Here is a 12,263-nt window from a genome sequence, read left to right as displayed (position 1 = left end):
TCGGGGATCACGGCTGCACTCCCGGGAGGGCGGGCGTCGGCCGGGCGGGGTTCTTGGGGACGAGTGGGGACGGCGCGGCCGTCGGGGTGGCCGGCTCGGCCGTCGGACGGACGGGGCCGGGGGCGCGGCCGCCCGGGGGCATGACGGACGTCACCGGGTCCGGTGCGGCGGACGGGCCGGGCAGCGGGCCGGTGCCCTCGAACTTCTGCTCCAGCCGGACGAGCCGGACGCCGTCCCACTGGTAGTGGCTGGTGGTCTGGACGGAGGTGGTGGTCTGCTCGTGCAGCCACAGGTCGGTGCCGATGGTCTCGGCGCTGAACAGCGGCACCAGCTTGACCCGCAGGATCGGCACGAGCCGGTCGTCGACCAGGGTGTAGACGTGCAGCACGACCTGCTGGGGAACGGCCACGGCGGTGATCAGCTCGGGCTTGCCGTCGCCGGTGAGGTCGCGGAACTCGGCGCTGCGGACCGCGCAGCTGGTGCACGATCCGAGGGCCGGCCGCTCCTCCGCGCTCACGCCGGGGTCCTTCGTGAGGACGGCGTGGACGTCGACCGCGGTGATGTCCCGCCCGGCCACGGTCAGGTCGGGCACGGGCTGCGGCGGCGCCTGGGACGCGGAGCCGGTCTCGGCGGCGGAGGAGGACGGCGTCGGCGGGGCGTTCAGCCCGGGCCAGAGCGGCTGGGCCCGCAGCGGCGGTGTCACCGGCTGCGACGGGCCGTGGTCCTTCAGGCCGCCGGGGTCGGCCCGGCCCACGACCAGGGCCGCGGCCAGCGCGACGAGGACGGCCACGGCCGCGAGGGCGGCCACCGGCGTGGCGGCGCGCCGTCGGCGGGGCGGGGGTGCTGCTGCCACGTCGGTGCTCGCCCTCCTGGAACGCCTGGTCTGGGATGCCTGGCCTGGAACGCCTGGCCTGGAACGCCTGGTCGTGGGGGGACGCCGCAGGCCTACGGCGCCCTTGGTGTAGGTCGTGCCGGCGGTGGCCGGCGGTTCCCGTGCGGCCGGCCGGGCCGCCTCAGGCCGCCTCCGCCGGCCTCAGGCCAGGTCGGCCAGGACGACGATGTTGTCGGTCCAGTGGCCGTCCGCACCGATGCTGCCGCCGCAGGTGATGAGTCTGAGGGTCGGGGCCGGGGTGTCACCGTAGACGGCGTCGGTGGGGAAGCGGTCCTTGGCGGCCTGCAGCAGTGAGCGGACCTTGAAGTCCACGGTGGTGCCGTCCGCGCGCCGCACCTGGACGAGGTCGCCCGGCCGCAGCTGCGGCACGCGGTGGAAGACCGCCGGGCCGTGGACGGTGTCGTAGTGCCCGATCAGGACGGTGGGGCCGGTCTCGCCCGGGGTGGGCCCGTTGCGGTACCAGCCGACCTCCCCGGCCCGGTCGGCCGACGGCACCTGGACCGTCCCGTCGGCGTTCAGGCCGAGGCCGGTCACCGGGGCGTCGACGCCGGCCGACGGGATGAGCAGGCGGGTCGGCTCCGAGGCGGGGAGGGCCTTCGGGGCGGCGGGCGGTGCGGTGGCGGCGGAAGTGCCGGCGCCGGTGGTGCCGGAGACGCCCGGGGTGGACGCCGCGGGCCCGGGGGCCGGACCGTCCGTCGCGCTGCCGTGCGCCGAGGACTCGATCCGGACGACCGGCGTCTCCTGGGAGCCGATCGCCACCGACACGCCGAGCACCAGGCACAGCAGCCCGGCCGCCCCCACGACGGCCCGGCGCACCACGCCCGGTCTGCGCCGGGGCCCGCGCCGCCGCCGTCCGCGCCCTCGTTCCGGTACAGGCCCCTGCCCTCGTCCCCGACCGGTCGCGCGCCGCCGCCGGCCGGCCGGTGCCCCGTCCGCGCCCGGGGCCGCCCCGGCACCGCCGCCCCGCCTGGCCAGGTGCGGGGCTGCGGCGCCGGGGTGCCCGGAGGGCTCGGGGCCGGTGTCAGCCGCGCGCACCGGAGCGGCGGCGCAGGAGGGCGAAGCCCAGCGCCCCGGCGCCGACGGCCGCGACGGCACCGCCGGCGGCCAGCGTCAGGCCGTTGCCGTCGGTCGCGGTGGACCCGTCCCCGGCCTGGGCGGCGCCCTTCGGGACCTCGCGGACCTGCGGCCGGTTGGTGTCCTTGGCGTCGGCCGGCGCGGGCGTGGCGGTGGGCGTCTTGGCGACGCCCTCGGTTGCGGGCGCACCGGCGGTGGGCCGGGCCGGAGCCGGCTGGGCGGGTGCGGAGCCCTTCGGCACCACGACCGCGCCGGAGGCGGCGGGGCCGGCGGTCGGGGTGGCCGTCGGGATGGCCGGGGCGGCGCTCGGGGCGGCCGTGGGCGTGGCCGGGGCGGGGGCCCCGTCGGCCCACGCCTGCCCGCCGGTCAGGGCGGTCAGCAGCGCGGCCCCGGTCAGTGCGCAGACGGCCAGGACCCGGCGGCCCGGCGCGCGATCGGTACGGCTCCTGCTCATGGGGTGCTCTCCTTCGTCGGCATCGTCGACGCTCGTCGTCGATGGTCGGCATTGACGTCCGTCGTCGACGTCCGTCCTCGACGCGTTCCGACCCCTGCGGCCGGTGCGTCGACGGAGACGTTAGGGAGCCCGTGTCGCGGTCCCCGGCCGGTCGCATCACGGCGGCCCATCGGCTTCGTAACGCCCCCGACGGCCTTCGTAACGGCTCCGGAGGGCTCTGTAACGAAGGCCGGGCAACGAAGGCCCGGCAACGAAGGCCCGGCAACGAAGGCCCGGCAACGCCCCCCGGAGCCCTGACAACGACCCCCGGAGCCCCGCGGCACCACCCAACTCCCGGTACGCGGAAGGAAACCTCCCCCGCCCCTGAACCAACCCGCCCGCCCGTGCGTACCCCCTGGTGATGGGGGGACCGGAGAGAAAGGTGGCAGCGATGAGCATGCTGGCCAACCTGGTCCCGGCGATGCGGCACGGCGGCAAGCACGACCGCAAGACCGGCAAGGAGACCAGGGACTCCAAGGCGGGCCGCCGTCGTCGTCGCGGGTCGAACTCGCGGCACTGACGGCCCCGCCGTCCTGTCAGGGCCGGGCCCCCGGCGGCCCGGCCACGTTCCACGGGCTGGAGTCGAACCGTGTGGTCACCGCTGCGGCCGACGGCCGCCGACGCGGGTGACGGCGACGGCGCCCGGGTGGATCCGGTCGTCGAGCCGGCCCCGGCCCTGCCGCTGCGGCGGACCTTCGGGCGGCTCTGGCCCTACACGAGGGGCGGGCGGCGCTGGCTGGCCCTGCTGCTGGTCCTCGTCCTGGCCGGCCCGGTGGTCGACGCGGCCGCGATCTGGCTGTTCAAGGTCGTCGTCGACGACGTCCTCGTCCCGCACAGGCTCGGCCTCTTCCTGCCGGTCGCGCTCGCCTACGCGGGGCTGACGGCCGTGGCGGGGGCCCTGGGCTTCGCCGACGAGATGACCTCGACGTGGGTCGGCGAGCGCTTCCTGCTGGCCCTGCGGGCGGACGTGTTCCGGCACCTGCAGGGCCTGTCGCTCGGCTTCTTCGAGCGGCGGCGGCTCGGCGACGTGCTGGCGCGGCTGACCGGCGACGTCGAGGCGGTCGAGACGTTCCTGCTCTCGGGCGTCGTCGACGCGGTCGCGTACGTCGCCGAACTCGCCGTCTTCCTGGGGGTGTTGTTCTACCTGCGGTGGGACCTCGCGCTGGTCGCGCTCATCGTGGTGCCGCTGTTCTGGTTCACCGCGCGGCATTTCTCGGCGCGGGTGAAGGCCGCCTCGCGCGAGCGGCGGCGGCGCAGCGGCTCGGTCAGCGCGCTCACCGAGGAGTCGCTCGGCAACATCGCGCTCGTCCAGGCCTGCAACCGGCAGGGTTGGGAGCAGGAGCGGTTCCGGCGGGAGAGCATGGCGCGGTTCCGGGCGACGATGGAGGCCACCCGCCTGCGCGCGCTGTTCGCGCCGATCGTGGACGTCCTGGAGCTGGCCGGCGCGCTGATCGTCCTCGGAGTGGGCGCCTGGGAGCTCGCGCGCGGACGCCTGACGCTGGGCGAACTCCTGGTCTTCGTCGCCCTGTTGAGCCGGCTGTACGGCCCGGTTCGGGGGATCTCCCGGCTCAGCAACGGCTTCTACTCGGCCTCCGCCGCCGCCGAACGGATCCTCGAACTCCTCGACGAGCGCCCGCAGGTGAGCGATCCGCCGGTGCCGCTGCGCCCCGCCCGGGTGCGCGGGGCGGTGGCCTTCGACGGGGTCTGGTTCCGCTACCCGGGCTCGACGCGGGTGGCGCTGTTCGACGTGTCGTTCCGCGCCGAGCCGGGCGAGACGGTCGCGCTGGTCGGCCCGAGCGGTGCGGGCAAGTCGACCGCCGCCAAGCTGCTGCTGCGCTTCTACGACCCCGAGCGCGGGGCCGTCCGCCTGGACGGGATCGACCTGCGCGAACTGGCGGTCGCCGACCTGCGCGAGCACATCGCCGTCCTGCTCCAGGAGACCCTGGTCGTCCACGGCACCGTGCGCGAGAACATCGCGTACGGGCGGCCGGGCGCCACGGACGCCGAGATCGTGGCCGCCGCCCGGGCCGCCGACGCCCACGAGTTCGTCAGCCGGCTCCCGGACGGCTACGACACGGTGGTCGGCCGCAACGGGCGGCTGCTGTCCGGCGGGCAGTGCCGGCGGCTGGCGATCGCCCGCGCGATGATCCGCGACGCGCCCGTGCTGATCCTCGACGAGCCGACGACGGGGCTGGACGCCGAGTCCGCGCGGCGGGTCCTGGCGCCGCTCGGGCGGCTCATGCGGGGCCGGACGACGATCGTCGTCTCGCACGACCTGTCCGCCGTCCGGCACGCCGACCGGATCGTGCTGCTCCGCGGCGGCTGCGTCGCGGACAGCGGCACGCACGGGGAACTGCTGGCCCGCGACGACGGATACGCGCGACTCGACGGGCTGCAGCGCTCCGACCTGGCCGAGGAGGTGCCGAGTTGAGTCCGGACACCGTCCAACCACCCCTCCCCGCAGGGACGTTCATCGTCCCCGGGTACCAGGTCCTGGCGCACCTCTGTCGCACCGGCTGGCTCGACCTCTACGACGCCTGGAGCGGGGAGCGCGACTGCCGCTGCGTCGTGAAGGTGCTCCGACCGGACCGCCGCCGCGAGCGGCGGCTGCGCGCCCGGCTGCTCCAGGAGGGCCGCTGGCTAGCCGAGTTCACGCACCCGCACCTCGTCCGCGGCTACGGGACGGGCGAGCGCCCGCAACCGTACGCCGTCCTGGAGACGCTCGCCGGGGAGACGCTCTCCCACGTCCTGGACACCCGCCCCCGCCGCCCGGCCGCCGCCGACGTGGCCATGCTCGGGCTCCACCTGTGCTCGGCCGTCCACTACCTGCACGGCCGCGGCCTGCTGCACCTCGACCTCAAGCCCTCCAACGTCGTGATCGACTGCCGCCGCGCCAAGGTGCTCGACCTCAGCGTCGCCCGTCCGCCCGGCCCGGCCGCACCCGGCATCGGCACCGACGGCTACCTCGCCCCCGAGCAGGCCCGCGGTGGGCGGCTCACCGCGGCCGCCGACGTGTGGGGCATCGGCATCACCCTCTACGAGGCCGCCACCGGCGACGTCCCGTACGACGGCCCGGACCCGGACGGCCCGGCACCACCGGTCTCCCGGCGCCGCCGCCTCCCGCGCCCGCTGGCCGCCGCCATCGACGCCTGCCTCCGCACCGACCCGGAAGCCCGCCCGAGCGTGCCCGAACTGGCCGGCCGTCTCGACGAGTTGCTCCCCCAGGGGCGCCGCGCGGTGCCGCCGGACGAGCAGTGACCTCAGCGCGCCGCCCGCAGCCGGCGCAGCGTCCAGTCCGTGCCCAGCCGCTGCGTGTGCGCCGTGAACAGCTCTGCGGCCCGGCGGTACGACAGGCGCCCACGGCCCGTGTGCGGGCAGCGGTCCGCGGGTGCGGTGCCGGCAGGGGCCCTGCGGTCGGTGAGGAAGAGCGGTCCGGTGGCGCGACCGGCGACGAGGAGGGGGAGCAGGCGGGCGGTGCCGGCCTGCCACTGCACCGCCGGCCGCCCCGGGCGGGGGCGGGTGCGGCGTGCCGGGAGGTCGAGGTCGTCGGTGTTCAGGGCGAGGACGGTCTCGATCGCGGCGCCGGACTCGTGCAGCAGGTGCCACAGCGTCTGCTCGCGCAGCGGCGCCCGGAGCGCGAACAGGGCGCGCAGCTCGTCCGGGGTGAGCGGGCCGGCGGCGGGTGCGGGGGCCGGGTGGGCGCGCAGGCCGGCGGTCGGGTCCCGGGTGATCCAGCCCCGGGTGCGCCACCAGGCCACGGCCGCGCGCAGGGTGGACAGCTCGCGGTTGAGCGTGCGCGCGTCGGTGTCCGCGGCGCGGCGGGTGACGGCGGCGCCGAGGCGGGCGGCGGCGTCCGGGTGGTCGAGCAGGGCGAGCGGGAGGACGGGCGGCCGGGCGCGGCGCCGCCCCGGGCCGGTGGGGGCGGTCCGGCCGGCGAGCGCCCAGGCCCAGGTGTCCAGCCCGATCCGGTAGACCCGGCGGGAGCCCTCGGCGAGTCCGGAGACGGCGAGGTAGCGCTCGACGGCGACGGCGTACTCGACCGGGGGAAGCTCTGTCATCAGTGATCCTCTACCGCAGTAAACGAATGCCTCACGGACGCTTGAATCGTATCCGGTAGTCGCAGTAAACAGCAGGTGAAACGGTATCCAGCTAGCCGTTTACTGCGGCACATTCGGCCATCGCAGAAATTGATGCGAAAAGACTCAAGTTTTTTCGCCGGAGCCCTTGAACGGCTGCTCCGCGCGGAGGCAGACTTGCCGCCCATGGCAGTGGAAACCGAACGGATCCCGGCCCGTCGACGGCGCCCTGGAGACCGTCTCGCCGTGCTGGGCGAGCGCGACTTCCGGTGGTTCTTCACGGGCTACGCGACGTCCCTCCTCGGCTCCGCGATGGCACCGGTGGCGGTGGCCTTCGCGGTGCTCGGCGGTGGAGCGGACGGCAGTGGCGGCCCTGGTGGCGGCGGCCCCGGCGCTGGCAGCGCCGGCGGGGACGGCACCGACCTGGGCTGGGTGATGGCCGCCCGGATCCTGCCGGTGGTGCTGGTCCTGCTCGCCGGCGGAGTGATCGCCGACCGGCTCGGCAGCCGCCGCGTGATGCTCGCCTCGGACGGGCTCCGCGGAGTCGTCCAGGCGCTGTTCTCCGTGCTGCTGGCGACCGGACGGGCGCCGCTGTGGGCGATGGTGGCGCTCGTCGCCGTGTGGGGGATCGGCGAGGGGCTGTTCATGCCGGGGCTGGGCGCGCTGGTGCCCGGCCTGGTGCGCCGCCAGGAGCTCGTCGGCGACGCTAACACGCTGCTGGGGATGGCCCGTTCGGTCGCGACGGTGGCCGGTCCCGCACTGGCCGGCGTGATCACGGCGGTCTGGGGACCGGCGGTGGTGCTGGCGGCCGACGCGGCGACGTACGGGGTCGGCGCGTTCGCGCTGTACCGGCTGCGCCTGGCCGGTGCGGCGCCGGACGGCGGGCGCGAGTCGCTCCTCGCGGACCTCCGCGCCGGCTGGTCGGAGTTCGGCTCCCGGCCGTGGCTGTGGATCACCACCGCGCACATGGGGCTCTTCAACCTGCTGGTGTGGGCGCCGTTCCTGGTCCTCGGGCCGCTCACCGCGCAGCGCGAGCTCGGCGGTGCGCGCGCCTGGGGCGCGGTGATGGCCGTGTACGGCGTCGGTGCGGTGCTGGGCGGCCTGCTGATGCTGGGCCGTCGCCCGGCCCGGCCGCTGGCGGTGGCCACCGTGGCGACGCTGGGCTGGGCGCTGCCCTCGGCGGCACTGGCGGGCGGTGCGGCGCTGCCGTGGGTGGTGGCCGGGGCGCTGGTCGCGGGCGTCGGCTCGGCGGTCTGCGGCACGCTGTACGGCACGACGATGCAGCGCTGGGTGCCGCCGGAGGCGCTGGGCCGGGTGACGTCCTTCGGCGCGCTGGGCGCCTTCGCCCTGGGGCCGGTGGGCCTGGCGGCGGCGGGACCGCTGGCGGGGCGGCTCGGGACGGGGACCGTCCTGGCGCTCGGCGCCCTCTGGCAACTCGGCGCCGCCGTGGCGGTGCTGGCCGTACCCGCCGTGCGCCGCCGCCCCTGGGAGGGCGACGAGGAGGCCACCTGAACCCGCTCCGGGGCGCACCCCCGGGCGGGCGCCCGGCCCCGGCGCGCCACCGCCCCGCCCGCCCCGTGGACCCGCCGGCGGGCGGGGCCGCGCTCCGCGCCCCGGCCGCCCTTCCCGCCCCCGGGCCACCCTCCGCGTCCCGCCCCGGCCGCCCTTCCCGCCCGCGGGCCACCCTCCCCCCGGGCCACCCTCCCCGCCCCCGGGTCACCCTCCCCCCGGGCCGCACCCGCCCCGCCCCCGGGCGGTCCCGGTGAGCCGGTCGTACGGTGGAGGGTGCGGGGGTCGACGGAGTCGACGGAGGAGGCCGGCCATGCCCGGTTCGCTCACCATCAGCCACCACGAGGCCGCGGTGGCCCTCGACCACACGGACGCCGCGCGGCTCGCCACCGTGCTGGAGGAACTGGCCTATCTGCTGGAGATCCCGGGCCCGAACCGGATCAACGACGCGCAGCTCACCGTCCTGTGCGAGGGACGCGCGGCGAACCGCGCCGAGCTGTCGCACTGGTCCCGCGCGCTCGCGGCGCAGCTGAAGGGCCGGCTCTAGCCCGGCGCACCGGCGCCGCCGCCGGGCCCGCCGTACGATGGCGCGCGGGGCGGGCGGTGGTCGCACGCCTCCCGGGTGCCGGGGTGGCCGGCGGCCGGCCCGGTGGAGGGTGAGGGTGGGGGCCCGAGCGTGTCGCAGATGTCCTGGCTGACCGTGCCGACGCCGCTGCCGAGCGGCCCGATGCACATCGCCGTGACGCCGCTGGGCGTGGCGGCGGCGGGTTACGGCGGCCGCGACGGCGAGGCGCCGGCCTGCACCGACGACGCGAAGATCGCCGCCGTCACCGACCGGATCGGCGCCTACCTGGCGGGCCGCAGCCGGGAGTTGGGCCTGCCGATCGACTGGAGCCTGAGCAGCGGCCCGCACCGGGAGGTGCTGCGGACGCTGTGGCGCGAGGTGCCGTACGGGCGGACCATCACCTACGGCGAACTGGCCGCGCGCAGCGGGGTGTTCGAGGACGTGACCGAGCCGGGCCTGGCGGCCCGCACGGTGGGGCAGATGATGGCCGCCAACCCCGTCGCGCTGCTCGTGCCGTGCCACCGGGTGGTGGCGGCGGACGGCATCGGGGGCTTCGGCGGCGGCCGGGTCGGGATCGACGTGAAGCGCTGGCTGCTGACCCTGGAGGGCGTGCTGGAGCCGACTCTCGACTGGAACGGCCCACTCTGACGCGCCGGATGCGGGAGGATGGCACCCGGCATTCCGGCGAGTTCGATTAATCAATCGAACAAATATCGAGCAAGTGATCTAGTCGTACTATTTGTTCGGTTATTCCGAACCACTCGAATGAGTGATTGCGGCGTGCCTCCGTTCGGGCCCACCATGAAGTTGCACCATGAATATGCAAGGCGTCACTTCATCGGGTTTGCGAAGGGCTCCCCTATGTCGACCGAAACGAATGCCGGTATTCCTGCGCCGGGTGCGCAGCCGGAGATCCGGCAGCAGCAGAGTCTGAGCACGGCGGGTGCGCGGAACCTCGCCACGACCACCAAGTCCGCGCCGCAGATGCAGGGCATCAGCCCGCGCTGGCTGCTCAGGATGCTGCCGTGGGTGCAGGTCTCCGGTGGTACCTACCGGGTGAACCGTCGCCTGCGCTACTCGATCGGCCGCGGCCGGGTGAGCTTCGTCAAGACGGGCGCCGAGGTGCGGATCGTCCCGCCGAGCCTCACCGAGGTGCCGGTGCTGCGCGGCTTCCAGGACGAGGCCCTCCTGGAGGAGCTGGCCGGGCGCTTCGTGCAACGCGAGTTCTCCGCGGGTGACGTGCTGATCTCCGCCGGTGCGGAGATCAGCGAGGTCTTCATCATCGCGCACGGCAAGCTGGAGCGGATCGGAACGGGCAAGTACGGCGAGGAAACGGTCATCGGCACCCTCGCCGACGGCGACCACCTCGGCGACGAGGCCCTGCAGGAGGACACCAACACCTGGCCGTACACGGTGAAGGCGGCCACCGCCGGCACCGTGATGGTGCTGCAGTGGCCCGCCTTCCAGGAGCTCCACGACCGCTCCGAGTCGCTGCAGCTGCAGATCATGGAGTACCTGAACGGCTTCCAGCAGGCGCAGAACAAGCACGGCGAGGCCGCGATCGACCTCTCCGCCGGCCACGAGGGCGAGTTCGAGCTGCCCGGCGCCTTCGTCGACTACGAGCTGAAGCCGCGCGAGTACGAGCTGAGCGTCGCCCAGACGATCCTCAAGGTGCACAGCCGGGTCGCCGACCTCTACAACCAGCCGATGAACCAGACCGAGCACCAGTTGCGGCTGACGATCGAGGCCCTGCGCGAGCGCCAGGAGCACGAGCTGATCAACAACCCGGAGTTCGGCCTCCTGCAGAACGCCGAGTACGACCAGCGGATCCAGACGCACTCCGGCCCGCCCACGCCGGACGACATGGACGACCTGCTCAGCCGCCGCCGCAGCACCAAGATGTTCCTCGCGCACCCGAAGGCGATCGCCGCCTTCGGCCGCGAGTGCAACAAGCGCGGCCTCTACCCGGGCACGGTCGAGGTCGAGGGCAAGCACGTCACCTCGTGGCGCGGGGTGCCGGTCTTCCCGTGCAACAAGATCCCGATCATCGGCGGCCACACCAGCTCGATCATCGCGATGCGGGTCGGCGAGGACAACCAGGGCGTCATCGGCCTGAACCAGACCGGAATTCCGGACGAGTACCAGCCGGGCCTTTCGGTGCGGTTCATGGGGATCGACGAGAAGGCCATCATCTCCTACCTGGTCAGCGCCTACTATTCGGCCGCCGTCCTGGTGCCGGACGCGATCGGCGTCCTGGAGAACGTGGACATCGCCCAGCGCTGAGGCGGGCGCCGCGGGCCGGCCGCGGAGGCGGCCCGCACGGCACGCCGACCGCACCCCGTCCCACCGCACCGAGCACCGTCCGGCCCAGGCCCGTGTCCCGGGCCGGGCGGCGCCACGCGCGCCCTACCGCGCACCGGCCGGCCGCGTCGCCCCCAGGGCGGCGGCCGGCCTTCTCACGACAGGTCATCAGGGGGAGGAACCCATGACGAGCCCCACGCTGGAGCGGGACCACCGGGAGGGCCACGAGGCCGAGGACGTGCTCGTCCGGGCCCGCGGTCTGGTCGACCCGGTCCTGCGGGCCGCCGTCGACTCGCTGCCGGGCGCGATGCGCAAGGTCGCCGGCTACCACTTCGGCTGGTGGGAGGCGGACGGCTCGCCCTCCGCGTCGCCCTCCGGCAAGGCGATCCGCCCGGCCATGGTCCTCGCCGCCGCCCAGGCCCTCGGCGGCGACCCGGCCGCGGCCACCGCCGCCGCGGCGGCCGTCGAGCTGGTGCACAACTTCACCCTGCTCCACGACGACGTCATCGACCGCGACGAGACCCGCCGCCACCGCCCCACCGCCTGGCGGGTGTTCGGCACCACCGAGGCGATCCTGGCCGGCGACGCGATGCACTCGCTGGCGCTGCGGCTGCTGGCCGAGGACACCCACCCGGCCGCCCGGTCCGCCGTCCGCCGGCTCACCGACTGCGTGGTCGAGCTGTGCGAGGGCCAGCAGATCGACTGCGCCTTCGAGCAGCGGGACGACGTCTCGCTCGCCGAGTGCCTCGCGATGGCCGAGGCGAAGACGGGCGCCCTGCTGGGCGCGTCCTGCGCGATGGGCGCGGAGTACGGCGGCGCGTCCGAGCGGGCGGCGAAGGCGATGGACGGCTTCGGGCGGGAGATCGGTCTGGCGTTCCAGCTGATCGACGACCTGATCGGCATCTGGGGCGACCCGGCCGTCACCGGCAAGCCGGTCGGGGCGGACCTGGTGGCGCGGAAGAAGTCGCTGCCGGTGGTCGCGGCGCTCGGCTCGGGCACGCCCGACGGCGCCCGGCTCGCCGAGCTGTACACGCTGGAACGGCAGCTCAGTGCCGAGGAGTTGGCGCTCTGCGCCGCGGCCGTCGAGGGCGCGGGCGGGCGCGGCTGGGCACAGGGTGCGTCCTGCGAGCGGATGGCCGCCGCGATGGACCTGCTGGCCGCGGCCGTGCCCGAGCCGGCCCGGACGGACGAACTGCTCGCGCTGGCCGAGCTGGTGACGCGCCGCACCCACTGACCGCGCGGGGGAGTGGGGGGTGGGGCGGGCCGCCCAGGCCCCGCGCGGGGGGGCCCGCGGGGGCCCGGTTTTTCGCCCCCGCTGAGAGACCCCGGGGGGCCCCCACCGGAGGGTTACAC

12 protein-coding genes are annotated in these 12,263 nt (G+C 75.5%); 8 read left to right on the top strand and 4 right to left on the bottom strand.

All coding sequences use genetic code 11. The features are described from left to right. Window positions 1-7 precede the first annotated feature (7 nt). The 3 genes from ACFVSN_RS34215 to ACFVSN_RS34205 form a co-directional block, all read right to left on the bottom strand. Window positions 8-853 (bottom strand): hypothetical protein, encoded by an 846-nt coding sequence (locus ACFVSN_RS34215; protein WP_387957411.1) that lies wholly within the window; start codon window positions 851-853, stop codon window positions 8-10. A gap of 180 nt (window positions 854-1,033) precedes the next feature. After that, window positions 1,034-1,708, bottom strand: coding sequence for a class F sortase (locus tag ACFVSN_RS34210; RefSeq protein ID WP_380442438.1), 675 nt, complete (start codon window positions 1,706-1,708; stop codon window positions 1,034-1,036). Between the two features lie 205 nt (window positions 1,709-1,913). After that, window positions 1,914-2,420, bottom strand: a complete 507-nt coding sequence (locus ACFVSN_RS34205) for a hypothetical protein (protein ID WP_380503881.1) — start codon at window positions 2,418-2,420, stop codon at window positions 1,914-1,916. Between the two features lie 430 nt (window positions 2,421-2,850). On the opposite strand from ACFVSN_RS34205, the gene ACFVSN_RS34200 reads away from it, so the two are divergent. From ACFVSN_RS34200 to ACFVSN_RS34190, 3 genes are all read left to right on the top strand, one after another. Next, window positions 2,851-2,979 (top strand): hypothetical protein, encoded by a 129-nt coding sequence (locus ACFVSN_RS34200; RefSeq protein WP_380442434.1) that lies wholly within the window; start codon window positions 2,851-2,853, stop codon window positions 2,977-2,979. 69 nt (window positions 2,980-3,048) lie between these two features. Next, complete coding sequence (locus tag ACFVSN_RS34195; protein ID WP_387957408.1) at window positions 3,049-4,890, top strand: ABC transporter ATP-binding protein; 1,842 nt, start codon at window positions 3,049-3,051, stop codon at window positions 4,888-4,890. Further along, window positions 4,887-5,717 (top strand): serine/threonine-protein kinase, encoded by an 831-nt coding sequence (locus ACFVSN_RS34190; RefSeq protein ID WP_387957405.1) that lies wholly within the window; start codon window positions 4,887-4,889, stop codon window positions 5,715-5,717. The genes ACFVSN_RS34195 and ACFVSN_RS34190 overlap by 4 nt, the downstream gene beginning before the upstream one ends. A 2-nt stretch (window positions 5,718-5,719) precedes the next feature. Here ACFVSN_RS34190 and ACFVSN_RS34185 read toward each other — a convergent pair whose 3' ends face one another. Continuing rightward, complete coding sequence (locus ACFVSN_RS34185; RefSeq protein ID WP_387957403.1) at window positions 5,720-6,517, bottom strand: hypothetical protein; 798 nt, start codon at window positions 6,515-6,517, stop codon at window positions 5,720-5,722. A gap of 204 nt (window positions 6,518-6,721) precedes the next feature. Here ACFVSN_RS34185 and ACFVSN_RS34180 point away from each other — a divergent pair, with 204 nt between their 5' ends. The 5 genes from ACFVSN_RS34180 (at window position 6,722) to ACFVSN_RS34160 (ending at window position 12,144) form a co-directional block, all read left to right on the top strand. Next, window positions 6,722-8,047, top strand: a complete 1,326-nt coding sequence (locus tag ACFVSN_RS34180; protein ID WP_387957401.1) for an MFS transporter — start codon at window positions 6,722-6,724, stop codon at window positions 8,045-8,047. Between the two features lie 310 nt (window positions 8,048-8,357). After that, window positions 8,358-8,591 carry a hypothetical protein gene (locus ACFVSN_RS34175; protein WP_380442424.1) on the top strand — a complete coding sequence of 78 codons (234 nt, stop codon included), beginning with the start codon at window positions 8,358-8,360 and terminating at the stop codon, window positions 8,589-8,591. Window positions 8,592-8,729: 138 nt separating this feature from the next. Continuing rightward, a complete protein-coding gene (locus ACFVSN_RS34170) occupies window positions 8,730-9,257 on the top strand; it encodes a methylated-DNA--[protein]-cysteine S-methyltransferase (RefSeq protein ID WP_387957400.1) in 528 nt (175 codons plus the stop codon). A 213-nt stretch (window positions 9,258-9,470) separates the two neighbouring features. Beyond that, complete coding sequence (locus tag ACFVSN_RS34165) at window positions 9,471-10,892, top strand: family 2B encapsulin nanocompartment shell protein (RefSeq protein WP_380442420.1); 1,422 nt, start codon at window positions 9,471-9,473, stop codon at window positions 10,890-10,892. A 202-nt stretch (window positions 10,893-11,094) separates the two neighbouring features. After that, entirely contained in the window at window positions 11,095-12,144 is a 1,050-nt protein-coding gene (locus ACFVSN_RS34160) for a family 2 encapsulin nanocompartment cargo protein polyprenyl transferase (RefSeq protein ID WP_380503865.1), read from the top strand. Window positions 12,145-12,263: the final 119 nt, after the last annotated feature.

The sequence above is a fragment of the Kitasatospora sp. NPDC057904 genome, assembly GCF_042887925.1.
GTDB lineage: Bacteria > Actinomycetota > Actinomycetes > Streptomycetales > Streptomycetaceae > Kitasatospora.
This window is presented reverse-complemented; position numbering and strand designations above follow the sequence as displayed.

What these genes read in the sequence shown, in the direction of transcription:
- ACFVSN_RS34205 (WP_380503881.1), bottom strand. Translation starts at nt 2,420, where the DNA reads ATGAGCAGGAGCCGTACCGATCGCGCGCCGGGCCGCCGGGTCCTGGCC.
- ACFVSN_RS34200 (WP_380442434.1), top strand. Translation starts at nt 2,851, where the DNA reads ATGAGCATGCTGGCCAACCTGGTCCCGGCGATGCGGCACGGCGGCAAG.
- ACFVSN_RS34185 (WP_387957403.1), bottom strand. Translation starts at nt 6,517, where the DNA reads ATGACAGAGCTTCCCCCGGTCGAGTACGCCGTCGCCGTCGAGCGCTAC.
- ACFVSN_RS34180 (WP_387957401.1), top strand. Translation starts at nt 6,722, where the DNA reads ATGGCAGTGGAAACCGAACGGATCCCGGCCCGTCGACGGCGCCCTGGA.
- ACFVSN_RS34175 (WP_380442424.1), top strand. Translation starts at nt 8,358, where the DNA reads ATGCCCGGTTCGCTCACCATCAGCCACCACGAGGCCGCGGTGGCCCTC.
- ACFVSN_RS34170 (WP_387957400.1), top strand. Translation starts at nt 8,730, where the DNA reads ATGTCCTGGCTGACCGTGCCGACGCCGCTGCCGAGCGGCCCGATGCAC.
- ACFVSN_RS34165 (WP_380442420.1), top strand. Translation starts at nt 9,471, where the DNA reads ATGTCGACCGAAACGAATGCCGGTATTCCTGCGCCGGGTGCGCAGCCG.
- ACFVSN_RS34160 (WP_380503865.1), top strand. Translation starts at nt 11,095, where the DNA reads ATGACGAGCCCCACGCTGGAGCGGGACCACCGGGAGGGCCACGAGGCC.